Source organism: Luteibacter sp. 22Crub2.1, assembly GCF_900167995.1.
Classification (GTDB): Bacteria; Pseudomonadota; Gammaproteobacteria; order Xanthomonadales; family Rhodanobacteraceae; genus Luteibacter; species Luteibacter mycovicinus.
Genome location: NZ_FUYT01000011.1, coordinates 148,648 through 173,054, shown reverse-complemented (window position 1 = coordinate 173,054; position 24,407 = coordinate 148,648). Strand labels below are relative to the sequence as shown.

Here is a 24,407-nt window from a genome sequence, read left to right as displayed (position 1 = left end):
GCAACAACTAACAATAGCGAACACGGGTAGTTACGCGACAACGTTGCGGTCGTTCGCGAATCCCGTACACGCCCCCCTTACAGTTAACGCGGCCGTTGCTCGGCGGCCAGTTGCTTTTCCAGCTCGGCGATCTTCCGGTCGCGTTCGGCCAGGGCTTTCGCCGCCGCGTCGGAGTTCGACTCCAGCGTGTCGACCCTGGCCTTGAGCTGCTTCACACTGGCATCCTGCGCCGTGACCTCCCGGTGCGTCGCGTCCAGTCTGGCCCGGGCGGCCTGCGCATCTTCAGCTCGCGCCGGCGCCGTCGCCCGCTGCCCGGCCATCGCAAGAGGCGATACCAGAACGAGCAGGCAAGCGGCGACGGCGCGATGATTCATTACAGATAGTCCTCGATCAGGATCTCCGCGATCTGCACGGCATTCAGCGCCGCACCCTTGCGGATGTTGTCGGACACGACCCAGAGGTCGAGGCCGCGCTCATGGGAAATGTCTTCACGGATACGGCCCACGAACACGGGATCCTTGCCGGCGACATCGCCGACCGGGGTCGGATAACCGCCGGCCTTGCGCTCGTCCTGCACGACGATGCCCGGCGCCTGCTCCAGCAGTTCGCGGGCGCGCTCGGCCGTGATCTTGTCGCGGGTCTCGATGTGCACGGCCTCGGAGTGGCCGTAGAACACCGGCACGCGCACCGCCGTCGGGTTCACCTGGATCGAAGGATCCTCGAGGATCTTCCGGGTCTCCCAGACCATCTTCATTTCTTCCTTGGTGTACCCGTTGGGCTGGAAGTCGTCGATGTGCGGGATCACGTTGAAGGCGATCTGCTTGGGAAACTTGGACGTCTCGACGTCCTGGAAGTTGAGCATCTGCGCGGTCTGCTTGCCCAGCTCTTCCAGGCCGCTGCGGCCCGCACCCGACACCGACTGGTAGGTGGCCACGTTGATGCGTTCGATGCCCACCTCGCGATGGATCGGCGCCAGCGCCACCAGCATGCCCATGGTCGAGCAGTTCGGGTTGGCGATGATGCCGCGCACCGTGTAATCGGCGATCGCGTGCGGGTTGACCTCGGACACCACCAGCGGAATGTCGTCCTGGTAGCGGAATTCGGAGGTGTTGTCGATCACCACCGCACCGGCCGCCGCGGCGCGCGGCGCGTGCTCACGACTGACGGAGCCGCCGGCGGAGAAGAAGGCGATATCCACGCCGTCGAAGTCGTAATTGGCGAGATCCTGGACGACGTAAGGTTTTCCAGCGAAATCGACCGTACCGCCCGCCGAGCGCTCGCTCGCCAGGGGCACCAGTTCGCTGACCGGGAAGTCCCGTTCGGCGAGGATCGAAAGGAGGGTTTCGCCGACCGCGCCGGTCGCACCCACCATGGCTACCTTGTAACTCGTCTTCTTGCTCATCAGTCGCTTTCGTCAGGGCGTGGGAAACAGGTCAGCTGGCGTCGGCCAGTACACCCGGATTGAGAATCGTGGGTGGCCGGCCGGCGTGGGGACCATGTCCAAACGCCGCCAGCACATTGTCCACAGCCAGCGCCGCCATATCGCGACGTGTGTCGCGACTTGCGCTGGCGATGTGCGGACTGAGCACGATATTTTCGATTTTCAGCAGGTCGGGGTGCACCTGGGGCTCCCCTTCGAACACGTCGAGGGCGGCCGAGGCGATCGTCCCGTCGGTCAGCGCCCGGGCCAGGGCCGCGTCATCGACGATGCCGCCGCGGGCGATATTGACCAGGGTGGCCGTCGGCTTCATGGCCTTCAGCTCCGCCTCGCCGATCGTATGGCGATTGGCCGGGGTGAACGGCAGCACCAGAATCAGGTGGTCCGACTGGGCGAGCAGCGTGGCCTTGTCGACGTACCGGGCCCCGCAGTCGCGCTCGATCGAGGCCTCGAGGCGCGACCGGTTGTGGTAGATCACCGGCGAGCGGAAACCGGAGGCACGGCGCGCGATGGCCTGCCCGATCCGGCCCATGCCGAGGATACCGATGGTCTTGCCGTGCACGTCGGCGCCCAGCCAGCCCTCGAAACGCGAGCCATGCCACTGCCCGTCACGCAGCCAGCGTTCGGACTCGCCCACCCGGCGGGCCGCGGCGAGCATCAGGGCCCAGGCGTAATCGGCTACCGTCTCGTTGAGCACGTCCGGAGTGTTCGACGCACCGACACCGGCGCTGGTCAGGGCATCGATGTCGAGGTTGTTGTACCCCACTCCGAGATTGGCCACGAAGCGCAGCTTCGGCGCGCCCTGCAGCACCTTGCCATCGATCTTGTCGGCGAGGCCGACGATCGCGGCGTCGGCGTCGGCCAGACGTTCCGCCAGCTCAGCTGGCGAGAACGGCCGTTCTTCGGTCTCGGCGCGCACGTCGAAGTGCTCGCGCAGACGGTCGACGATATCGGGAAAGAAGGGTCGCGAGACCCAGACGACTGGCTTGCTCATGCGTTGTCCTGTACGGCGCCGGGGATCCGCGGGGGCACCTCGCCCACATCGCCGCATTGCGCGCGATGGCGCAGCGCCTGATCCATCAGGACCAGAGCCAGCATGGCCTCGACGATGGGCACGGCGCGGATACCCACGCAGGGATCATGGCGGCCCTTGGTCACGACCTCGGCCGGCTGCCCTGCCCGGTCGACGCTGCGCCCCGGGATCAGGATGCTGGAGGTCGGCTTGAAGGCCACCGAGACGACGACAGGCTGGCCCGAGGCGATGCCGCCCAGGATGCCGCCCGCGTGATTGGAGAGAAAACCGTCGGCGGTGAGTTCGTCGCGGTGCTGCGTGCCGCGCTGGGCCACGGCGGCGAAGCCGTCGCCGATCTCGACACCCTTGACCGCATTGATCGACATCATGGCGGCGGCGAGTTGGCCGTCCAGCTTGCCGTAGATCGGCTCGCCCCAGCCCGCCGGCACGCCGTCGGCGACCGCGGTGACTCTGGCGCCCACGGAATCGCCCGACTTGCGCAGGGAGTCCATATAGGACTCGAGTTCGGGAATCTGGGCCGCGTCGGGCCAGAAGAACGGGCTGGTCTCGATGGCATCGGCGTCGAAGCCACGCGGCACCATCTCGCCGATCTGGGACACGTGGCCGCGAACGGTAACGCCATAGCGCTGGGCCAGCCACTTCTTGGCGATGACACCAGCCGCCACGCGCATGGTGGTCTCGCGCGCCGACGACCGGCCGCCGCCGCGCGGGTCGCGCACGCCGTACTTCTGCCAGTAGGTGTAGTCGGCATGCCCCGGGCGGAACGTGTCGAGGATATTGCCGTAATCCTTTGACCGCGCGTCGGTATTGCGGATCACAAGCGCGATCGGGGTGCCCGTGGTCACCCCCTCGTAGACGCCCGAGAGGATCTCGATGTCATCCGCCTCGCGGCGTTGCGAGGTGTGCCGCGAGCGCCCGGTGGCGCGGCGCTCGAGGTCGGCACGGAATTCGGACGCCTCCAGTGCCAGACCCGGGGGACACCCGTCGACCACGCACCCGATCGCCGGGCCGTGGCTTTCGCCGAAGGTGGTGACAGAGAGCAGCTTGCCGAACGTATTGGAGGACACGGTACTTCCGATGGATTCAGTTTCTTGCCGCGCGTGCGGCTGCGATATCCGAGGCGTGCTCGATCAGGTCGCGCCGCTCCAGCGCGAAGATGCCCATCTGACCGACCTTGAACTCCAACCAGACGAAGGGCACGCGCGGCAGCAACGCCGCCAGAGCGTGCTCGCTGTCGCCGACTTCGACGATCAGCAGGCCGTCTTCGCTGAGATGGTCGGCGGCCTCATCGAGCATGCGCAGGGTGATGTCCAGTCCATCATCGCCGGATGTCAGTCCGAGGACGGGTTCGTGGCTGTATTCGGCCGGCATGGCGGCGTATTCGGCATGAGTGACGTACGGCGGGTTGGAGACGATCAGGTCGTAGACCTCCCCCTTCACGCCGTCGAACAGGTCGGACTTGATGGCGCGGACGCGATCTTCCACATGCTGGAAGACGATGTTCTCGTTGGCCAGCGACAGCGCGTCGTCGCTGACGTCGATCAGGTCGACCTGCCAGTCGGGGTTGTACTCGGCCATGGCGATGCCGATGCAGCCCGAGCCCGTGCACAGGTCCAGCGCGCGCTCGATGTGGCGGTCGTCGAGCCACGGCGTGAAGCGGCCTTCGATCAGCTCGGCGATGGGCGAGCGCGGGACCAGCGCACGGTGGTCGCTCTTGAACTTCATGCCCGCGAACCAGGTTTCGCCGACCAGATACGCGACGGGCACGCGCTCGGTGACCCGGCGTTCGATGAGGGCCAGCACTTTCGCCTTCTCCTCCGCGATCAGCTTGCCTGCACCGTAAGCCGGCGGGATATCCGGCGGGAGGTGCAGCGCGGCCAGCACCAGATGGGTGGCCTCGTCGATCGGATTGTCGTGGCTATGGCCAAACGTCAGGCCGGCGGCCGAGAAACGGCTGGCGCCGTAGCGGATGAAATCGATGATCGAGGAGAGTTCGCTGGTCACGGGATACGGCTTTCGATGGGGCTGACCACGGAGTATAGCCGTCCGGGAGATAGGCGGGGCCGCCCGGCGGGCGTAGATTGGGCAGCTTCACGGGCAGCCTGTGCCCGGATCATGGGAGCCCGGCATGACCGGTTCGCTGCGCGTTTTCGCTTTGACGCTCGCCCTGACATCCACCGCCTGGGCCCACGACATGCACGATCATGGCGTGCCCGAAAAGCTCGGCACCGTGTCGTTCCCGGTCTCGTGCGCGGCGGCCGTCCAGCCCTCATTCAACCGTGCGGTGGCCCTGCTCCATTCCTTCGCCTATGGCGCCGCCGCGCAGGCGTTCCACGAGGTGACCGCGAAGGACCCGACCTGCGCCATGGCCCACTGGGGCATGGCGATGACGGCCTTCCATCCGGTGTGGGCGCCGGCCCTGCCGGCGGACAGCTTTGCCGGTGCGCAGCGGGAAGCCCTGGAGGCCACGCGCCTCGCGCCCCCGTCGCCGCGTGAGCAGCAATACATCCATGCGCTGGGCCTTTTGTTTCAACCAGGCAAGGATCTCAAACCTGCGCAGCGGACCCAGGCCTATGAGCATGCGATGGCGCAACTGGCGCGCGCCAACCCGAACGATGTGGAAGCGCACGTGTTCTACGCACTGGCGTTGCTCTCGAACGCATCGATGACGGACAGGACGCACGCGAAGCAGAAGGAGGCCATCGCCATTCTCGACCCGCTGTTCCGCCAGTACCCGGACCATCCGGGTATCGCGCACTATCTGATCCACGCCTCGGACAGTGCGGAACTGGCGGCGAGCGGCCTGCCGGCGGCACGCAAATACGCCAGCATCGCTCCCTCCGCGCCCCACGCCTTGCACATGCCATCGCACATCTTCACGCGACTGGGACTGTGGGACGATTCCATTCGGTCCAACCTCGCGTCCGAAGCGGCCGCCAAAGCCCACGACGATGTCATGGGCGAACTGCACGCGATGGATTATCTGGTCTACGCCTACCTTCAGACGGGTCGGGATAAGGAAGCCAGGCAGGTGATCGCCGACATGAAGGCCCTGGCCGATCCCGACATGAGCGACTTCGCCATCGCCTATGCCACCACGGCCATGCCGGTCCGCGAGGCGGTCGAACAGGCGCGCTGGAATGACGCCGCAGCCATCGTCCCACCGAAGACAGCGCCACCGTCCGTCGTGGCCATCGCCGTATGGGCAAGAGGCATCGGACTGGCCCGGACCGGCCATCCGGCCGAAGCGCGTGCGGAGGCCCATCGTCTGGACCAGATCGAGGCGACACTGAGGACCTCGGGCGACGACTACTGGTCGATGCAAACCGGCATCCTTGCGTCCGAAGTCAAGGCATGGGCAGCACAGACGGCCGGCGATACCTCCGCCGCGGTCGCCCTGCTCACCGATGCCGCCGAACGCGAGGATCGGGTCGAGAAACGGCCGGTCACGCCGGGTCCCGTCGTCCCCGCACGCGAGCAACTGGGCGATCTTCTGCTGCTGCAGAAGCAGCCTGCCGCCGCCCGGTCGGCTTTCGAAAGCGCCCTGGCGCAGGCACCCGGCCGCGCGGGGTCGCTACGCGGCATAAAGGCGGCCGACGCCATGCAACGCCCTTGAACGGAGGCGACGGAATGCGGTGACCGGTCAGGCGGTCCGCGGTCCCGGATCGCTCGTCGCCGGCCGACCGTCTTCGTGATGGCCAGCGAACCGTCGCAGGTAGCGCGGCTGCGCCGGTGAGACGATGTCGATGTCGTACCAGCCCGCGCTCGCCTGCAGGTCGAACGACAACGTCACCGACTGGCCCGCCGCCAGTTCCAGCTCGCGTGAGTCTTCCGGCGCATACGCGTTACGTACGCGGACCGGCACCGGGGTTGTTCCAACGTTGCTGAGCCGGACCTCCACACGACGCGCGCCAGGCACACCGGCGAGAACGGCCTCGACCGCATCGCCGGCGAAGCCGCGAAGATGCGCCAGGTATCCATGGGGACCGTGCACACGTCGATCATATGCATCGCCTGCGTTCGCCAGAGGCCAGCGATCCTCGATGCGCTTGCCCGCACTCACCGCGTAACGGCGCGGTGGGGCATCCCGCCGCAACCCGTCGTAGACCAGGAAAGCGGCGCCCAGACGCCCCGTGTTGCGGAAGACGAGTCGACTGCCATCCGCGTCCAGGGAGTGTTCTACGGACCACGCGTAGCCCAGTGCGCGCGCAGGACGGCTGCCCGCCTCCTGCACCGGCATCGCTTGTACGCGCGGGACCTCGATGGGGAGCTTGCCGTCCGATCCGGCTGGCACACCGAGCCGGGGTACCCGGTCGTCGGCGACACCGGTGAAATCGAACGCGCTGGTCAGATCGCCGCATACGGAACGGCGCCATGCACTGATGTTCGGTTCCTCGACACCGAAGCGCTTCTCGAGAAACCGCAGTACCGAGGTGTGGTCGAACGTTTCCGAACATACCCAGCCGCCACGTGTCCACGGAGAGACCACGATCATCGGCACCCGATTGCCGAGCCCCACCGGCTGTCTGCCGCGTGGATCGCTGCCAGGCACGAGCGGCGCGGAAATCTTCGGATGCGCGTCGAGGTCCATGATCTCGTCGTCGAGCGAGGCGACAAGATCGTCCGATACGACGCCCTGCCCGTCCTCACCGCTCCCGGCCGGCGGGGCGGGCGGCACGACATGATCGAAGAAACCGTCGTTTTCGTCGTAGTTGAGGAACAGCACGGTACGCGCCCAGACCTTCGGGTTCACGGTCAGCGCATCGAGCACGCTGCGGATGTAGAACGCACCGTCGGCCGGAGAGGACGTCGGATGCTCGCTGTATTTGTAGGGCGCGACGATCCAGGTGACCTGCGGCAGCCGGCCATGGATGACGTCGTCGCGCAGGTCACGCAACGTGTGCGTCGAAACACCATTGCGCACGAGTGAGCCGTTCGGATCCGCCCCTTCCTTCACCTGATAGGCCGCGAAGAATTCGAGCGAGTTGTCGGTGTAATTGTCGGTGGGCGAACCCGGCTCACCCGTGCCGCCCTGATAAACGCGCCAGCTGATGCCGGCTTTCTCCAGCCGCTCGGGGTACGTCGTCCACGTATAGCCATTGGCATCCGCGCGTTCTTCCGTGCCGGGACCATTCGGCTCGCGGCTCAGCCGCCCCGAGGGATCGCACGTCCCGCTCCACAGGTAGATGCGGTTGATCGCCGTATCGGCCAGCGCGGACGCGTGGTACGCATCGCAGACGGTGAACGCGTCGGCGAGCGCGTAATGAAACGCGGCATCGTCACGGCGCAGGTACGCCATGGTCAGCACGTCCTGTTTCTGCTCGATCCAGCGATCGTTGTGTCCGAGGTTCCACGCGCCGTGGCCGGTACTCCAGCCGTGATCGGTCCCCTCGTGGTGGTCGCCGCTGGCACGGGTGTCGAGGTGGAACGGATAGACCCAGGCCACATCGTCGCCGATGCCGCGCGACTTCCAGTATTTCGTGCGAGCGGCGCCGACGGGTTGTTTCCATACCGGATCGCCGTTACCGAGTTCGAGTACGCGCGGGTCGGCAAAACCGCGCACACCGCGCAGGCTGCCGAAGTAGTGATCGAACGACCGGTTTTCCTGCATGAGGATCACCACGTGTTCGACGTCCGCGATGCTGCCCGTGCGACGGTCCGGTGGCGTGGCCAGCGCTTTCGCGATAGCGGCGGGAAAACCCTGCGCGACCAGCGAGGCCACCGCCGTCGCACCCGCGGTCTGGAGGAAACGGCGCCGATCGCGTGAAACCATGGAAACTCAGTCCTGTCGCAGGGATTCGATGAGGGTCAGGTGCAAGGCCGGCGTCGCGGCCGCGACGACACGACCGCCACTGTCGAGGCCCAGCGCACGCCCCTCCCAGTCGGTGATCACGCCGCCCGCCGCTTCGACCACCGGTGCGATGGCGAGGTAGTCGTACGGCATAAGATTCGCTTCAATCACTGCATCGATATGACCGGACGCCAACATGCCGTAGCCGTAGCAGTCGCCACCGAAGCGACGGGTGTAGGCGGCGCGGCTCGTACGGTCGAATTTCGCCCACTCTTCCGGCGTGAACATGTCCGGCGTCGTGGTGTATAGCGTCGCCTCCGCCAGCGCTTCACACACGCTGGTGCGGCACGGATGTCCGTTCATCGTGGTACCTACCCCGACGTGGCCGATCCAGCGTTCGTCGAGCGCCGGCATGTCCAGCAGGCCGAGCACGGGACGACCGCGATGCAGCAATGCGAGCAAGGTGCCCCACAGCGGCCAGCCGGAGATGAAACTGCGCGTGCCGTCGATCGGATCGATCGACCACACGAACTCGGCGTCGATACGCGTCGCGCCGTATTCCTCACCCAGCAGGCCATGGCCCGGCCAGGCCTGCTCGATGCGCTCGCGCAGCATGGATTCCACGCCGCGATCCACGGCCGTCACGGGACTCATGTCGCCTTTCAGGGTGACATCGACGGGACGGCGGAAACGCGGCAGCGACAAGGCTCGGGCGTTGTCGGCGATACCCACGGCAAACGCCTCGAATTCCTTCCGCCCGGCGGCGGACAACGATTCCATCGACAGCACTCCAACGTTTCGGGTTGATGACAAAAACGAAAATTCTCTGCTGGATCTAAGTCCCCAGCTTTGCAAATATACCCAAAACGCCACACAGGTGGGGTATGTTGTTTCAGCGCCACAGCCCGGGGACATCGATGCGTCCATACCGCCAGATCGCCTGCACCGTCGCCCTGGGCGCCGCCTGTGGCGTGGCGAATGCGGGTAGCGTCACCGTCTACTCCGCGCTGGAGAGCGACGAAATCGCCACCTATCTCGCTGCGGCGAAGAAAGCCCTGCCCGATCTGGACATACATGTGCTGCGTCTGTCCAGTGGCGATCTTGCCGCGCGCCTGCTGGCGGAATCGGCCCAGCCGCGCAACGACGCGATCTGGGGTATGGCCGTCACCGACATGCTCGACCCACGCATCGCCGCACTGCTCACACCCATCCACGGGGACAACATCGACCGCATGCCCGCCCGCTTTCGCGGTGCGGACGCCAGCTGGTTCGCACCCACGGGCTATCTGGCCGCGTTGTGCGTCAACCGTGAAGCGCTGGCCGAACGCGGACTGCCTGTGCCGCGGACGTGGCAGGACCTGACCTCGCCGCGTTACCGCGGGCAGATCGCCATGCCCGATCCGGCATCGTCGGGCACCGGATACATGGTGTTGTCCTCGCTCAGCGATGCCGGGCGCAGCGCGAAAGGCATGGCGCTGGTCACCGCGATCGCACACAACGTGGGCCAGATAACGCTCTCGGGTTCCGCGCCGTGCAAGCTCGCACGCATCGGCGAATTTCCGATCGGCGTGTCGTTCGCGTTTTCCGCGATGCAGTCGATCCGCCAGGGTTATCCGGTGACGATGGTGATTCCGTCGGATGGCGCCGGCTACGAACTCGAAGGTTCCGCCCTGATGAAGGATGCCGTGCACGACGCGGACGCCCGCCGTTTCCTCGACTGGACCGCGTCGCCGGAAGCCGCTTCGCTGTACCGCGGTTTCAAGGAAATCGTCGCGGCGCCTGGCAGCAAACCGACCGAAGAACAACAACGGCAGGGCTTGCCCGCCGACCTCGTCGCGACGCTGCCCGCCCGCGACTTCACTACGGCGGCGCGCGAACGCGCGGCGCTCATTGCCAGATACAAGCGGCTGACGCGCTGACGCGCCGGCCCGGGGAGTCAAGGGGAACATGCATCTTCGCATCGACGACATCGCGAAGGCCTGGAACGGGCAGACCGTGCTCGACGGCGTGTCCTTCACCGCCGGTGAGAGCGACTTCGTCTGCCTGCTCGGCCCCAGCGGCTGCGGCAAGACGACGTTGCTACGCATCGTCGCCGGACTGACGCCGCCCGATGCCGGCCGGGTCATCCTCGGCGAACGCGATATCACCCGGCTGCCCGCGCGCGACCGTCGCATGGGCCTGGTGTTTCAGTCCTATTCGCTGTTCCCGGACATGACCGTCGCCGCCAACGTCGGCTACCCCATGCGTCTGCGCCGCGAGATACCCGCGACCGTCATCTCGCGCACCGCCGACCTGCTCGATCGCGTGGGCCTGGGCGCACTCGCCGCGCGCTATCCGGACGAGCTTTCCGGCGGTCAGCAACAGCGTGTGGCGCTGGCTCGCTCACTGGCCAGCGATCCGGCCATGCTTCTGCTGGATGAGCCGCTTTCCGCGCTGGATCCGGCCATCCGGACACAGCTCCGCACGGAGATCCGCTCGCTGCAACGCTCGCTGGGCATTCCGACCCTGATGGTCACGCACGATCAGGACGAGGCACTGGCCATGGCGGACACCATCGTCTGCATGAACGAGGGACGCGTGGAGCAGATCGGCACGCCGCGCTGCCTTTACGAGCGGCCGCGCACGCGCTTCGTCGCCAGCTTCATCGGCAAATCCAACCTCCTGTCCACCGCGCTCGTGCGCGAGGCGATGCCCGCGTTCCTCGAACGGCGCCCTCCGGGTGCCGAAGCCACCTTCGACCTCTGCCTGCGGCCGGAGGACCTGAAGATCGTCGCCGATCCACGCGGTGAAGGTGTGATCGAGGAACTCACCTTCCTGGGCAACCTCGCCCACGCGCGCATCGCCTGGCGTGGCCGCTCGTTACTCGTCGAACTGCCGGGGCGCAGCAACCTGAATCCGGGCGAGGCCGTGTCGGTCGATGCAACCCGCGGTGCGTGGGTCGCCGCATGAGTGCGTTGACACTGGCCGCGGCGCACACACGACGCCACATGGCGGGCATCCTGCTTATCGTGCCGCCGCTGCTGGGCCTGTCCGGCTTCTTCCTCTATCCCCTGCTGACGGTGCTGTGGCGGAGCGTCACCGACGCCCATGGTGCCGTCACGCTGTCGAACTACGCGCGTCTGTTCGACGATCCCGGCCTGCCGCGTGCGGCGCTGCACAGTCTGGTCATCGGCGTGACGACGACGCTCGGCACCCTCGCGACCGGCGTGTGCGTCGCCATGGCCCTGCACCGCTCGCGACTTCCAGGCAAGGCGCTGATTCGCGGCGCGTTGCTGCTCCCCATGCTCGCCCCCTCGCTCGTGCTCGGCCTCGGGCTGGTGTGCCTGCTCGGCCGCAATGGCCTCGTCCACCGCCTGACCGGATGGCCCACGGACATCTACGGCTTCTGGGGCCTGTTGCTTGCCAACCTGCTCTACGGGCTGCCGCAGGTCGTAATCATCGTGTCGGCCGCACTGGAGCGGACCCCCGCCCGCCACTACGACGCCGCCGCATCGATGGGTGCCACGCCCTGGCGCCAGTTCGTCGACGTCACGGCGCCACGCATCCGCTTCGCCGTGCTGGCCGCCGCGTTTCTGGTCTTCACCGAAACGCTGACGGACTTCGGCAGCGCGGTCGTCGTCGGTGGCAGCTATCGCGTACTCGCCATGGAGATCTACAGCGAAGTGGTGGGCCAGCTCGATTTCCCGATGGGTGCGACGCTCGGCGTGTTGTTGCTCGCGCCCGCCGTGCTCTCGGTCTGGCTGGGTCGCCTGGCGAAGCGCCGGCAGGACATGGGTGACGCGAGTCCGGGCCGCGCGCTGGTGCCGGAGCGCAACATGTGGCGCGACAGCGTACTCGGCGCCGTGACGCTGCTGGCCGTGCTCGGCATCGTCGCCGTCGTCGGCACCGTCGCCTACGTCAGCCTCGTCAAACTCTGGCCGTACAACCGCACCCTCACCCTGGCCAACTACCTCGGCGGCATGCCCGACGGATACGGGCCGGTGGGCACGTCGCTATGGGTCTCGCTGCTGGCGGCACTCGCCGGCGTCGTTCTGGTCTTCGCACTGTCCGCCGGGCTGCGTCGACTGCCCGGCTGGGTTGCCCGGCCGGTGCAGGTGCTGGCTTCGCTTCCCGCCGCCGTGCCCGGCATGGTCCTGGGACTCGGCTACGTGCTCACCTTCAATCACGGCGCCTTGTCGACCTGGCTCTACGGCAGCGTGGCGATCGTCGCGGCATGCAGTCTCTATCACTATCACGCGCCGTCCTTTCTTACGATGCAGACCGGTATGCGTCGTGTTCCGGAAGCACTGGAAGACGCGGTGGCGGTGTTCGGCGGCGACACACGTCACGTCGTTCGCGACGCGGTGCTGCCTTTCGCGGCGCCCGCCGCTGTCGCGACCTTCTTCTATCTGTTCATGCGCTCGCTGGTGACCCTGTCGGGCGTGATCTTCCTGGTGACGCCCGACCTCGGCCTTGCCTCGGTCACGGTGATGCGCCTGGACGAAAACGGCTTCCTGGCCCAGGCGGCGGCGTACGCGATGTGCGTCGTCCTCGCCGGCGGCCTCGCACTGGGCGCCATGCGCCTCATCCTCCACACACTCAAGGACCGACGCCATGTGGCATGAAGAACGACACACCCGTATCCGTGACCTGCTCCGCGCCAGCGGCAAGGTCTCCGTGGAGCGCATCGTCGCCGAGCTCGGCGTGTCGCGCGAAACCATTCGCCGCGACCTGGTCGAACTGGCCGCGCTCGGAGAAATCCGCCGTGTGCACGGCGGTGCCGTGCTGACCGGCGATGAGCCGCCGATCGCCGTGCGCCATGCTACCCGCGTACGCGAAAAACGCGCGATCGCGAAGAAGGTCGCCAGCCTGGTCGAGAGCGGCCAGACCATCTTCATGGATGCGGGCAGCACGATGACGCTCGTCGCTGAAGCATTGGCGACACGAAGCGGGCTCACCATCGTCACCAATGCGGTCGACGTGGCGGCGCGCTTCGCGTCACGCCCCGGCAACGAGGTTCATCTGCTCGGCGGTCGCTTCGATGCGCAGATCGGCTGTACCAACGGATCGGCGACGATCGCCGAGATCGGCCGCTATCAGCCCCACCTGGCGATCCTTTCGCCGGTGGGCATCGATGCGAAGGCCGGTGCCAGCAGTTTCGAAATGGAGGAAGCCGAGATCGCCCGTGCGATGTGCGCCAGCGCACGACGCATCGTGATCGCGGCGGACCATTCAAAAATCGGCGTACGCAGTCGCGTCGCCTGGTGTCCCGCGGACCGGATCGACGTGCTGGTCACTGACCGCCGCTCGGAAAAGTCGCGCGGTATCGCCGCCATCAGTAAGGCGATCGGCGATGTCGAATACGCCTGAAACAACAACGTGCCAGGAAGGCCAACTCACCCATCACAACCCCATGTCCTTCCCGGAGCAACCCATGATTCCCCGCCCCAATCTCCGACGCACCCTGTTGTGCGCCGCCGTCGCGGCGTCACTGACCGGCCTCGCCTATGGTCAGGCTACCACCGGCCGCATCGCCGGTAGCGCGCCTGTCGCCAGTGGCGAGACCGTGGTGATCGAAGGCAGCAATGGCATCACCCGCGAGGTCGCGGTCGACTCGCGCGGTCGTTATGTCGCCGAGGCCCTGCCGCTGGCGACGTATAAGGTGTCACTGAAGTCCAACGGCAACATCGTCGATACCCGCGACAACGTCACCCTGCGCGTCGGCGCCGCAACGGACGTATCGTTCGCCGCCGCCTCCTCGCAGGATGCCCAGCAGCTCGATCAGGTGACCGTCTCGGCCACGCAGGCGGCGAAGATCGACGTCGCCACCGTCGCATCGAGCACGGTGGTCACCTCCGCCGATCTCGCCCGGCTGCCCTTGCAGCGTTCGGCCGAAGCCATCGCCCTGCTCGCTCCCGGCGCCTCGCCGGGCTACACCGGCTTCAAGAACGCGTTTGGCGGCAGCCTGGTGAGCTTCGCGGGTTCGGCCGTCTCCGAGAACGCCTACTACATCAACGGGATGAACACGACCGATCCGCTCAGCGGCTTCGGTGGCGTGACCCTGCCCTACGGTGCGGTCGATCAGCAGGAAATCCTCAGCGGCGGCTATTCCGCCATGTACGGCCGCTCGGACGGCGGCGTGATCAGCCAGGTCGGCAAGCGCGGCACGAACGAGTGGCACTTCGGTGCGCAGGTGCTCTGGGAGCCGGATTTCGCACGCGCCAGCGCGCGCAACATCACCTACGGTCACGACAACCCGGCGCCCCCGGGCACGATCAACCAGCGCAACGACGAAAACCACGAGTGGACCACGACCGTGAGTGCGTACGCCGGCGGCCCGCTGGTCAAGGACAAGCTGTACGCTTTCGCCGCGGTGGAAATGGAGCGCAGCAAAGGCAACAGCATCGGCGACGTCAACCACGCCTACGATACCCGGTACACGTACAAGGATCCGAAGTGGTACGGCAAGCTCGACTGGAACATCACGGATAACAACATCCTCGAACTGACCGGCGTCAACCAGACGCATCGCTCCAACGGCAACAAGTACACCTACGATTACCCGACCGATACGGTGGGCGATTTCGCCAGCACGGACTCGACATACAAGACCAAAGCGATGGTCTATGTGGCGAAGTTCACCAGCTACATTACCGATGACCTGACCCTCACCGCCCTGTACGGCAAGTCGAAGCTCACCTATTACAACGAGCCGCCGGCCACCGGCGTCTCCGGCCCGTTCATCGGCAACGTCAGTCAGCAGAACCCGGCCCTCAATGGCGGCACGCCGATCACCAACGGCCAGACGCTGGATACGGTGGACAACCCGGATCATGAGTCGACCAACCGCAACCTGCGCGTCGACCTCAACTACAAGATCGGCAGCCACTCGATCACCGCCGGTATCGACAATCAGGACTCGCAGGACATCGAAGACGGTACGACCATCGGTGGCGACGGCTACGAACTCTGGTATGCGAAGGGCGATCCCAATCTCAACATCAGCGACAGCCCCTTCGTCGACAAGCCGGCCAACTATCCCGGTGGCCAGACCGGTTACTACGGCTACTACCGCCACTACAACACGCTGGCCTCGGTACGCGTCAGACAGCGTGCGCAATACATCATGGACGACTGGCAGGTCACCGACCGCCTGCTGCTCTCGCTCGGCCTGCGCAACGATCAGTTCACCAACTACAACCCGTCCGGCCAGCCGTATCTCAAGCTGACCCGCCCGCAGTGGGCGCCGCGACTGGGCTTCAGCTGGGACGTCAATGGCGACTCGAGCATGAAGATCTACGGCAATGCCGGTCGTTACTTCCTCGCCATGCCGGCCTCCGTGGCGCTGCGTACCTCCGCAGGCTCGCTGGCGACCAACCAATACTTCACCTATACCGGCATCGACGCGAACGGCCTGCCGACCGGCGTCAACTTCATCCAGTCGGCCACCGGTGGTGCGGTCTCTCCCAACGGCGAATACGGACAGCCGCCCGACCCGAAGACGGTCAGCGCGAAGAACATCAAGTCGGAGTATCAGGACGAATACATTCTCGGCCTGGACAAGCAGATCGACGCCGACTGGGTGGCGGGCGCGAAGGCTACCGTGCGTCACCTGCGCAACGCGCTGGATGACGTCTGCGACAACGGCGCGATCACCCGTGCGGCGATCGCACAAGGTGCCGACATCGACGCCGTGACGGTGGGTAGCTGCTACCTGTCGAATCCGGGCCGCGCGAACGTGTACCAGCTGGCCAATGCGAACGGCGGCTACACGAATGTCACCGTGACCAACGCCGATTTCGGCTTCCCTCACCTCAAGCGCAATTATTACGGTCTGGACCTCTACCTGTCGCACCCGTTCGACGGCACGTGGTCGGGCAAGATCGACTACCTTTACTCGCGCAGCTACGGCAATACGGAAGGACAGGTGCGCTCGGACGTGGGCCAGGGCTCGGTCGCGGCATCGCGTGACTGGGATTACGCCACGCTGATGAACTACGCCAACGGCAACCTGGGCAACGATCGCAAGCACCAGCTGAAGCTCTACGGTTCCTACCAGATCGCTCCCGAATGGCTGCTCTCGGCGAACATCCTGATCCAGTCCGGACTGCCGAAGTCGTGCCTCGGCCGCTACGGTGCGGACGAGAGCGACCCTTCCGGTTACGGCAGCTACTATCACTTCTGCTTCGGTGTGCCTTCGGCATACGGCGCGAAGGGTCGCGAGCCGTGGGAAGAGCTGGTCGACGTGAATGCGGAGTACCGTCCGCTCTGGGCCGACAAGAAGCTGGCCTTCACCGTATCGGTGTTCAACATCCTCAACCAGCAGCGCTCGCAGCGGACCAACCCGGTGTCGGGCAGCACCAACTCGGTGAACGACGGCTACCAGCAGGTCATCAGCTACACCCAGCCGCGTTACGCCCGGTTTGGCGTCACCTACGACTTCTGACGGAGCGTCCATGCATCCACTTCTGCGACTGGGTATCGTCGCGCTTGCCGCCGGAGTCCTCGCGACTCCGGCGGTCGGTAGCGAGAAGACCTACAAAGACCTGCCGACGGAAACGCCGGCCCGATTCACGCCGACGAACCCCGGCTTCGACTACGTGCGCCGCACCGTCGAGATCCCGATGCGCGATGGCGTCAAACTGCATACCGTCATCCTGATGCCCATGGGCACGGCACACGCCGGCATCCTGCTCACGCGCACGCCTTACGGCGCGGATGGCATGGGTCACCGCAGCGACAGTCCGCATCTGGACACCGCCCTGCGCGGCTACGACAACCCGGCCGACATCATCGTCCAGGACGGATACATCCGCGTCATCCAGGACATCCGGGGCAAACACGGTTCGGAAGGCGACTTCGTCATGAACCGCCCGCCGATCGGCCATGGCAATCCGACCGCCGTGGATGAGTCCTCGGACATCTACGACACGGTGGACTGGCTGGTAAAACATGTGCCGGAGTCCAACGGCAAAGTCGGCATCATCGGCATTTCGTACGACGGGTTCGAGGCGATGGTGGCGACGATCCGCCCTCATCCGGCGTTGAAGGTCGCCGTGCCCATCAATCCCATGATCGACGGCTGGATGGGCGACGACTGGTTCCATCGTGGCGCGTTTCGCCAGCAGATGATCCCGTATATCTACGGCATGGTGAATTCGCGCGGCAGCGACATCGGCTGGACGACGGGCTACCGCGACGACTACGACCTGTACCTTCGCGGCGGCTCGGCTGGCGATATCGGCCGCGCCTACGGCATGGAATCGCTGGGATTCTGGCAGAAGATTCTCGCGCATCCCGCCTACGACCGCTTCTGGTCCGAGCAGGCCATCGACAAGGTCGCGGCGAAGGAGCCGATGACCGTGCCGACCATGCTGGTGCACAGCCTGTGGGATCAGGAAGACAATTACGGCGACATGGCGGTGTACCGCGCCCTCGCGCCGCGCGATCCCGGGCATGAGAAGTTGTGGCTGGTCCTGGGACCGTGGCGTCACGCGAAGACATGGGAGAAAGCCAACACGATCGGCGCGATCGATCTCGGCAGCGATACGGGCACCGAGTTCCGCCAGAAGATCCTGCGCCCGTTTCTCGCCCAGTACCTCAAGGACGATGCGCCGAAAGCGGATATCGCGCCGGTCAATGCGTTCGTTACAGGTGAGAACACGTGGCGCAAGCTGAATACGTGGCCTTCCGCCTGCCGTGACGGATGTGTGCCCGCGATGCAGCGCTGGTTCGTCGGGGCCGACGGCGCGCTGGGGACGGCGGCACCCGCCAAGGGTGACGACGAATATGTATCGGATCCCGCGAAGCCCGTTCCCTACCGCGTGCGCCCGATTCAGTCGTGGTCGCATGGCGTGGCCGATCGCGAAGACTCGTGGCCCGAATGGCTCGTGGATGACCAGCGCGATTTCGCGTCGCGGACCGATGTGCTGACCTATGTCTCGCCCGTGCTGGATAAGCCGATGGGCGTCGCCGGCGAGCCGCTGGTCCATCTGCTCGCATCGACTAGTGGCACGGACAGTGACTGGGTGGTCAAGCTCATCGACGTGTATCCGGACGAGGTCGAAGAGAAGCCGTCGATGGGTGGCTACGAGCTGCCGGTAGCGATGGAGATCTTCCGCGGCCGCTACCGCGAGGGCTATGACACGCCGAAGGCGCTTCAACCGGACACCGCGCAGGAGTACCGGTTTCCGCTACCGACCGTGAACCATGTGTTCCAGCCGGGGCATCGCGTGATGGTGCAGATCCAGTCGAGCTGGTTCCCGCTTTACGACAGGAACCCGCAGACCTTCGTACCGAACATCTTCAACGCGAAGCCGGGGGATTACCGGAAGGCGACGCAGAAGATCTATCGCGACGGGCAGAACGGAACTTACGTCGAGTTACCCGTGGTGAAATAGAGGGACGACCGGTCAACGGCAGGCCGGCCCCACCAGGTTGCGACACCCTGGTGGGAGCCGGCGCCGATGGGGGCCAGCTGGCTGGCGATACGCGATCGCCCTGAGCCCGGAGGACTCAGAAGTCCCAGCGCGCCCCGACGTTGAAGCCCCAGCCACGCGTTCCCGCGTCACCCAGCTTCTTCTGCCAGTCCGCCTCGCCATACAGCGAGATCCGGTTGGTCCAGGCATACGTACCGCCCAGCCCCACCTCCACCATCCGACCGAAAGCACCGCCGGCGAACTGCTGCGAGATGTCGTAGCCCTCGGCGCCCACGTTCACCGACGAACTACCGCCCCAGCCCTTGATGTAGTTCACCCGCGCATAAGGCGTGGCCTTGCTGCCGCTATCCGTCACCCACGTGCGATCGAAACGCACGCCGGCTCGTCCGATCGTCTGCGACAGGTCGTTGAACTGTGTGGTGGCGCCATCGGTATCCGTCTGATCACGTAGCGCGATGTGCTGACGCGTAAGCTGAAGCTGCGGCTCCAGTTCCCATCCGCCATCGAACTTGAACGGGTACCCGGCCTCGAGCGAACCGTTCCAGCCCGAGCCGCGGATGCGCGCCGTACCCTTCGAGCGTGCGGTATCGACGTCGCCGACGTGGCGGTCGCCCTGGGCGATCGCGTCGATATAGAAACCGCTCACGTGCTGCCACGTAACGAACATGGCCACCGAGTTGGTATCGAACTTCGTACGGCTGTAACCGTCGGCCGCTTTCGGTTCGAGCCGCGTCGTGCCGTGCGTATAGGCGACACCCGCCCGCAGGGCTGACCGGTCCGCATCGAGCGCGAAGATGTTCACGCCCACCTGCACCGCATGCGTGTCGATATCGGCGTCGTAGCCGTACTGACTGAACGACCGGTTGGAGGAGTAGCTGTAGTCGCCACCGATGTAACGCACGAAGGGCTCACCGCCGAGACCCTCTCCCGCATCGTTCATATCGCGAATCTCGCCGAGCCGGCGATGCAGGTTGTCGATCGTGCTGTAACCGTAGATGGCCAGCGCGGTGGGCGAGAGAATGTACGAAGGCACCTGTGGCACGACCGCCGGGCGAGCATCGCCTGCCGGCACGAATCCGCCGGTCGATCCCGGCTGTGGCGTCGGATAAGGCAGGCCCGTCGCTGGCGTAGGCGACGGTGTAACCGTGGTGGGCGTGGGGCAAGGGCCGTCGCACACCAGAACGTTGGCCAGCCGGTAATCCCAGAACGCGTTGCCGGTGGTCGCACCACCCACGACGCGCTGAGACGCATCGCTGCTGCCAGGCTGGAAGGCGTACAAGCCGTACTGCCACGGACCTGCCGCGACATAACCGCCCTTGAGCCGGAAAGCACCGCCCGTCGACGTGCCCGCGACCTGCACGAGGGAGATACCTTCATCGGCACGCACGTAGCCATTGCGATCGGTATCGGTCAGCGCTCCCGTGCTCAGCGCGGCAGGTGTGACATCGAGCACCGTTTCACCCGATGCATTCCCCTGCACCAGCAGGCGATCGGTCTGCTGCTGGGCCAGGGCGCCACCGGCGTTGAGGTTGGTTACCAGATTCAGCCGACCGCCCGAACTCGCATAGTTGCCGTCGATCGTCAGTCGATTGCCCGGCGATCCGCTGCCCTGGGTCAGGTCGATCAGGCCGGCATTATTCACGTTGGCCGAGCCCGGCGATGCGCCCGAGATCACCGGATAGACACCGTTACCGGCATAGAGGGTGGACGTGGGATCGATGTCGACGTCGCTGTTCGCGAGCTTGAGGTTGTCCGTAAGGGTGAACTGCGCGCCGTTGGCGAGCGAGACGGTGTTCCAGCCGTTGCCGAGGTTGATACCCTTCGCAAGATCGTCGTAGGCGAACGTGCCGCCGCGTGTCTGTGTCCCGTCGAACGTCAGCGAGTTACCGCCGCCGGTCCCGGCCAGCAGATGATAGGTGCCGGACGTATCGACCTTGCCCAGCGTCGCCTGGTTACCCGTCCCGTTGCCCATGGTCAGGCCGCCTTGCAGGGTGCCGCCCGTCCAGGCGAACGTGTCGGATCCCTCCCCCGTGCCGATGTCGCCGCGTACGCTGCCGCTGACGAGACCGACCGTATCGTTACCGGCGCTACCGCGCACGGCCTGCGCCGACGGCGACGCCGCACGGATCGTGCCGCTGTTGACGAAACTGGTGCCCGTCCCATTGGCAAGATCCACGACGGGCGACGCGGTGCTTGCGGACGTCAGCACCCCGGCATTGGATACCGAGGACGCCGTCCCTGCCACAAGCGCCGATCCACCGGCCGGCGAAAGGATATTCACCGACGCGGCATTGGCCACGGAACCCGTGGTCAGGGCCTGGATACCGGTCGCGCCCGCACCGTTACCGTTGACGGTGAAGCCATTGCCGATCGAAAGGTTACCGTCGGTCGGACTGCCGTCGGCGCGGCGGAACGCGTAGCCCACACCCGAGCCGTCGACGTTGAACGTCGCCGTGGACGAGGGATCGATCGCCGTCGCGGTACGCAGTCCCGCGCCGTTGACGACGCGAAGCGTCGCACCGCGGAGCGTGATCGCGCCGGTCTCCGCGGCGTTCTCGATCGCGTTACCGGTACCCAGCGTGGTGATCGTCGTGCCCGTCGCGTTGAGCGAGGAGGCGCCCGTGTCCAGCAGTACGCCGTGCGCGCTGCCGTTGGTGACGATCGCGGAGTCACCCGAACCGAGCACGAGGCCGGCACCGCTGGTCAGCTGCACGCCCGCCACGCCATCATCCACCGTGATCGACCCGGCGGGATTGAGTCGCTGCGTCCCCGCACCTTCCACGCGCACGCCGGTGCCGCTGCCCACATGGATGCTGCCGTTGTTGGCGAACGTGCCGCCCGAGCGCAGCAAGGCGCCCGTGGCACCCGGGCCCGACAGATTGAGCGCCGCGTTGTTGATGGCCTTGCCGTTGGTCTCGACGATGAACCCGGTGGTGTTCGCCCCTGTCAGAGTCATGGCACCGGCATTGACGAGGCTGGCACCGTTCCGTGCGATATAGCCGGTGACGCCGCTGGTCGCGGACGTGAGATTCGCCAGGCTGTTGAGTTGCGTACTGGTGACGACCGCACCCTGGCTGGCGCCGGTGAGGCTGTGTTTCTGGCCGTCGGCCACGCCGGCGATGGCGCCAGCGCCAGCAAGATTCACGTTGGTCGCCGCGTCGATGGTGGCCACCGCGCCACCCTCCGCCACCACGCCCTGCGCACCGTTGCCGGAGACCGTGATACCGGCGTTGCGGGTGTTCACCAGTGAACCGGTGCCCGTGCCCAGGATACCGGTCGACTGCGCACCGGAAGCGACCATGCTCAGCCCCGTGCCATCGAAATCCGCGCCCGAGTCGAGCCGGAACAGCGTCGACTGCGCCGTCGAGACGTTCAGCGAGCTGCCACCGTTGACATTGATATGCGCGTCATCGCCGTAGGCGAAGAAGCCGATCTGTCGTGTGCCGCTGGCGAAACTCGGTGCCGCGCCGGCAGCCACATCGACCGTGGCGCGGCCGCGCGCATGGATACCGATGGCGCCATCGCCGAGCAGGTTTACCGCACCCTGCACGTTCGCGCTCGCCGTGGCGCTGCCCTGCCCTTCGGCCCAGACACCGTAATTGCGCGTGCCACTGGCGGGATCCGCGCCACCGGCGACATTGATCGTGCCCGTATTGCTCACCAGCGATGCGGTCGCGCCGGTCGAGAGCGCCTTGATACCCGTCCCGTTCACGCCATTGAGGTTGATGGTTCCGCTGTTGACGACGTTACCGGTGGCGCCCCCGTTCTGTACGAGGATGCCATCGTTTTCGCGCGGTACCGCGGCGGCCGCGCCGTTGACGTTGATCGTCCCCGAGCTGTCGACGTTCGCACCCGGCGACGTCACGAGAATGCCCGCGGCGTTCTGGGTGAGCGAACCAAGCGTGATGGTGCCCTGGTTCCGCGCGATCGCCGCGTAAGGTACGTAGATGCCTGTCGTCATCGTGCCCTGGTTGACCGCGATGTCGGCCGCCGGCGTCGCGGGTGACGTTTGCGGTCCGCGACCGATATAGATCGTGCCCGCCGCTCCGTTGGTGAAGATGGCGCTGGGATCGCCCAGCGCGATGCCGTCCATCGAGCCATTCGAGCGCGAACCCGTGACGCCGACGTTGACGATGCCGTTGTTGGTCGCGCTTGCATTGGCGCCTACGCGCACGCCGATCGACTTGCCCGCGCCGTTGGCCGAGCCGGTGGCGAGGTTGAGAATACCGTTGGTTCCATTGGTGAACGTACCGCCGGACTGCAGATCGACCGCGGTGGACCCGATGGCACCGTTGGTAATGGTGTTGTCGGCATTACGGAAGAAGTTGCCGTTGATCACGCCATTGTTGGTACCTGTCGTACCCGCTCCCGTCAGCACCAGCGCCGAGCCGTCGCCGGTGTTATGCGTGGCAGCCAGCGTGCCATTGATCGTCACATTCGCGCCGGCTTCGCCACGCACCGTCCCGCCGTTGGTGTTGACGGCTTCCAGCGTCGCGCCGGAAGCCACCGTGCCGGAGGCGTTGGGGCCAACCAGTTGCATGACGATGCGATTACCGATGGGCTGCGCCACTTCATCGGCTGCGTCGTCCGCGCTGATGCCGTAGCTGATCTGCTCGGTCGTCGCGCTGTAGCCCTTCGCGAACAACGATGCGTACGACGTGGGAGCGAGATTACCCGTCTGCAGGTTGGCGATGAGGAAATTGTTGTAATCACGCAGCTGCGCGTCATTGGTGACGGTGTGTGAACTCGTCACGCCATCGACGGTGGTGACATCGAAGGTGCCGCCGTAGTGCGAAACGTAGCTCACGTACAGGTTCTGCGGCTGGGCCGGGTTGGCCACATCGCCGTTGAAGGCGATGCGATTGCGCGAGGTCCAGTCGATGGTGCTGGCCGCACTCCCGGTGCCGTCCGCGTAGAACAGGGAGGTCTGTTTCGCCGCCATGGTCCAGCCGTTGGTGGTGGAGTCCGTCGGCACGCCGGGACTGCCGATGTCGACGGTGAGCGCGCCGCCACCACTGGTCACCGTGCCGACGCGCGCGTCGATGTACTGCTGCCCGTTGACGTTGACCACGTCCGGCACCGCGGTGCTGCCGTCAACGGTGCTTAGCCCGACCAGGTTGGCACTGTTGTACGTGGAGACGACACGCCGGCCGCCGGTGATGGGATCCGGCACGCTGACGCCAAAGTTCTGGGTGCCGGGATTCAGACGTGCCGCACCGATCCACTCGGAACCCGACTGGATCCGTCCAAGCCCCTGCAGCGCGGCGATGGTCGTGTTGCGCGTGCCCGTGTCACCCGCGGCGAAAAGCTGTGGGCCGGAGATCGTCACCACCTGACCGGGCGTCAGTACCGTGGCGTACTGCTGGTTGTCGTTCTTCGTGGGTGAATAGGCGTCGAGGGTGACGGTCTGAGCGACGACCGGACCACCCGTCAGTGCCGCGGCGACGGCGAGAAACAATTTGGCGCGACGACGGCCGCCCATCATGGCGCGGCGCGAAATGACCTGGGAGCTCATTTTTGGTACGTATCCCTATCGGGCGCCGATCCCGGCACCGTGAAGCACGACTGGCATTCCCTTACCCGGCGACGCGAGCCCCCTCACCCGTTCACCGTGGCCCTCCTGGGCCTCGTGCGAAGCAGCGACGTGTCGAAGACACGTCGGTCATTACTTAGGTATATTCGGCAGGCCATGAAAAAAACGTGCATTAATTTGCCGAATATGCGCAT

Annotated in this window: 15 protein-coding genes; 7 read left to right on the top strand and 8 right to left on the bottom strand. The window is 65.9% G+C overall.

Going from position 1 to position 24,407, the window contains the following annotated elements:
* Positions 1 to 83: 83 nt before the first annotated feature.
* Genes B5X73_RS13285 through prmB form a run of 5 tightly spaced genes read right to left on the bottom strand, consistent with a single transcriptional unit; the run spans position 84 to position 4,475 of the window.
* Complete coding sequence (locus B5X73_RS13285) at positions 84 to 374, bottom strand: hypothetical protein (RefSeq protein ID WP_079522075.1); 291 nt, start codon at positions 372 to 374, stop codon at positions 84 to 86.
* Entirely contained in the window at positions 374 to 1,402 is a 1,029-nt protein-coding gene (locus B5X73_RS13280) for an aspartate-semialdehyde dehydrogenase (protein WP_079522074.1), read from the bottom strand. The genes B5X73_RS13285 and B5X73_RS13280 overlap by 1 nt, the downstream gene beginning before the upstream one ends.
* 31 nt (positions 1,403 to 1,433) lie before the next feature.
* Positions 1,434 to 2,432: a 2-hydroxyacid dehydrogenase gene (locus B5X73_RS13275; RefSeq protein ID WP_079522073.1), complete on the bottom strand. Its 999-nt coding sequence runs from the start codon at positions 2,430 to 2,432 to the stop codon at positions 1,434 to 1,436.
* Positions 2,429 to 3,538 carry a chorismate synthase gene (gene aroC, locus B5X73_RS13270; RefSeq protein WP_079522072.1) on the bottom strand — a complete coding sequence of 370 codons (1,110 nt, stop codon included), beginning with the start codon at positions 3,536 to 3,538 and terminating at the stop codon, positions 2,429 to 2,431. The genes B5X73_RS13275 and aroC overlap by 4 nt, the downstream gene beginning before the upstream one ends.
* 16 nt (positions 3,539 to 3,554) lie before the next feature.
* Positions 3,555 to 4,475 (bottom strand): 50S ribosomal protein L3 N(5)-glutamine methyltransferase, encoded by a 921-nt coding sequence (gene prmB / locus B5X73_RS13265; RefSeq protein ID WP_043693369.1) that lies wholly within the window; start codon positions 4,473 to 4,475, stop codon positions 3,555 to 3,557.
* 124 nt (positions 4,476 to 4,599) lie between these two features.
* On the opposite strand from prmB, the gene B5X73_RS13260 reads away from it, so the two are divergent.
* Positions 4,600 to 6,087, top strand: coding sequence for a tetratricopeptide repeat protein (locus B5X73_RS13260; RefSeq protein ID WP_079522071.1), 1,488 nt, complete (start codon positions 4,600 to 4,602; stop codon positions 6,085 to 6,087).
* A gap of 27 nt (positions 6,088 to 6,114) precedes the next feature.
* On the opposite strand, the gene B5X73_RS13255 is transcribed toward B5X73_RS13260, so the two are convergent.
* Together B5X73_RS13255 and hisN are read right to left on the bottom strand one after the other, a co-directional pair.
* Positions 6,115 to 8,244, bottom strand: a complete 2,130-nt coding sequence (locus B5X73_RS13255; protein ID WP_079522070.1) for a phosphocholine-specific phospholipase C — start codon at positions 8,242 to 8,244, stop codon at positions 6,115 to 6,117.
* Positions 8,245 to 8,250: 6 nt separating this feature from the next.
* A complete protein-coding gene (gene hisN / locus B5X73_RS13250; RefSeq protein ID WP_079522095.1) occupies positions 8,251 to 9,042 on the bottom strand; it encodes a histidinol-phosphatase in 792 nt (263 codons plus the stop codon).
* A 137-nt stretch (positions 9,043 to 9,179) separates the two neighbouring features.
* Between hisN and B5X73_RS13245 the strand changes: the two genes are divergently transcribed.
* The 6 genes from B5X73_RS13245 (at position 9,180) to B5X73_RS13220 (ending at position 18,641) form a co-directional block, all read left to right on the top strand.
* Positions 9,180 to 10,181, top strand: coding sequence for an ABC transporter substrate-binding protein (locus B5X73_RS13245; protein ID WP_079522069.1), 1,002 nt, complete (start codon positions 9,180 to 9,182; stop codon positions 10,179 to 10,181).
* Between the two features lie 28 nt (positions 10,182 to 10,209).
* Positions 10,210 to 11,211, top strand: coding sequence for an ABC transporter ATP-binding protein (locus tag B5X73_RS13240; protein ID WP_079522068.1), 1,002 nt, complete (start codon positions 10,210 to 10,212; stop codon positions 11,209 to 11,211).
* A complete protein-coding gene (locus B5X73_RS13235; RefSeq protein ID WP_079522067.1) occupies positions 11,208 to 12,866 on the top strand; it encodes an ABC transporter permease subunit in 1,659 nt (552 codons plus the stop codon). Before B5X73_RS13240 ends, B5X73_RS13235 begins: the two co-directional genes overlap by 4 nt.
* Positions 12,856 to 13,611: a DeoR/GlpR family DNA-binding transcription regulator gene (locus B5X73_RS13230; RefSeq protein WP_036114096.1), complete on the top strand. Its 756-nt coding sequence runs from the start codon at positions 12,856 to 12,858 to the stop codon at positions 13,609 to 13,611. Before B5X73_RS13235 ends, B5X73_RS13230 begins: the two co-directional genes overlap by 11 nt.
* 64 nt (positions 13,612 to 13,675) lie before the next feature.
* Positions 13,676 to 16,687, top strand: a complete 3,012-nt coding sequence (locus tag B5X73_RS13225; protein ID WP_079522066.1) for a TonB-dependent receptor — start codon at positions 13,676 to 13,678, stop codon at positions 16,685 to 16,687.
* Positions 16,688 to 16,697: 10 nt separating this feature from the next.
* On the top strand, positions 16,698 to 18,641 hold the full coding sequence (locus tag B5X73_RS13220; RefSeq protein WP_079522065.1) for a CocE/NonD family hydrolase: 1,944 nt from the start codon (positions 16,698 to 16,700) through the stop codon (positions 18,639 to 18,641).
* A 115-nt stretch (positions 18,642 to 18,756) separates the two neighbouring features.
* On the opposite strand, the gene B5X73_RS13215 is transcribed toward B5X73_RS13220, so the two are convergent.
* Positions 18,757 to 24,195, bottom strand: a complete 5,439-nt coding sequence (locus tag B5X73_RS13215; RefSeq protein WP_217699775.1) for an autotransporter outer membrane beta-barrel domain-containing protein — start codon at positions 24,193 to 24,195, stop codon at positions 18,757 to 18,759.
* Positions 24,196 to 24,407 lie beyond the last annotated feature (212 nt).

Excerpts from the sequence above, each read along its gene's own strand:
- B5X73_RS13235 (WP_079522067.1), top strand. The coding sequence starts at position 11,208 with ATGAGTGCGTTGACACTGGCCGCGGCGCACACACGACGCCACATGGCG.
- hisN (WP_079522095.1), bottom strand. The coding sequence starts at position 9,042 with ATGGAATCGTTGTCCGCCGCCGGGCGGAAGGAATTCGAGGCGTTTGCC.
- B5X73_RS13240 (WP_079522068.1), top strand. The coding sequence starts at position 10,210 with ATGCATCTTCGCATCGACGACATCGCGAAGGCCTGGAACGGGCAGACC.
- B5X73_RS13255 (WP_079522070.1), bottom strand. The coding sequence starts at position 8,244 with ATGGTTTCACGCGATCGGCGCCGTTTCCTCCAGACCGCGGGTGCGACG.
- B5X73_RS13245 (WP_079522069.1), top strand. The coding sequence starts at position 9,180 with ATGCGTCCATACCGCCAGATCGCCTGCACCGTCGCCCTGGGCGCCGCC.
- B5X73_RS13230 (WP_036114096.1), top strand. The coding sequence starts at position 12,856 with ATGTGGCATGAAGAACGACACACCCGTATCCGTGACCTGCTCCGCGCC.
- B5X73_RS13215 (WP_217699775.1), bottom strand. The coding sequence starts at position 24,195 with ATGAGCTCCCAGGTCATTTCGCGCCGCGCCATGATGGGCGGCCGTCGT.
- B5X73_RS13280 (WP_079522074.1), bottom strand. The coding sequence starts at position 1,402 with ATGAGCAAGAAGACGAGTTACAAGGTAGCCATGGTGGGTGCGACCGGC.
- B5X73_RS13220 (WP_079522065.1), top strand. The coding sequence starts at position 16,698 with ATGCATCCACTTCTGCGACTGGGTATCGTCGCGCTTGCCGCCGGAGTC.
- B5X73_RS13285 (WP_079522075.1), bottom strand. The coding sequence starts at position 374 with ATGAATCATCGCGCCGTCGCCGCTTGCCTGCTCGTTCTGGTATCGCCT.
- B5X73_RS13260 (WP_079522071.1), top strand. The coding sequence starts at position 4,600 with ATGACCGGTTCGCTGCGCGTTTTCGCTTTGACGCTCGCCCTGACATCC.
- B5X73_RS13275 (WP_079522073.1), bottom strand. The coding sequence starts at position 2,432 with ATGAGCAAGCCAGTCGTCTGGGTCTCGCGACCCTTCTTTCCCGATATC.
- B5X73_RS13225 (WP_079522066.1), top strand. The coding sequence starts at position 13,676 with ATGATTCCCCGCCCCAATCTCCGACGCACCCTGTTGTGCGCCGCCGTC.